This is a genomic window from Flavobacterium macrobrachii, assembly GCF_014486675.1.
GTDB lineage: Bacteria > Bacteroidota > Bacteroidia > Flavobacteriales > Flavobacteriaceae > Flavobacterium > Flavobacterium macrobrachii.
Genome location: NZ_JACTAC010000228.1, coordinates 1 through 228, shown reverse-complemented (window position 1 = coordinate 228; position 228 = coordinate 1). Strand labels below are relative to the sequence as shown.

Here is a 228-nt window from a genome sequence, read left to right as displayed (position 1 = left end):
GTTGATGCGTTAAACGATACCAATGCAATCACGAATTTAAATTATGAAAACGCCATAATTTATGTTCAAACGTTAGGAATTCGTATTACAAATGATGCTACGGGTTGTTATGTTGTATCTACGATGGACATTCGAGTAGAACCATTGCCAGAACCAATACCACCAACCACACCATACACGATATGTGATGACAACCAAGACGGTTTTGCGGACTTCATTTTATCGACC

Annotated in this window: 1 protein-coding gene; it reads left to right on the top strand. The window is 38.6% G+C overall.

Annotated elements, in window-relative coordinates; genetic code table 11:
• On the top strand, window positions 1-228 hold a 228-nt coding region (locus IAI56_RS16070; RefSeq protein WP_187658808.1), incomplete at both ends, for a hypothetical protein.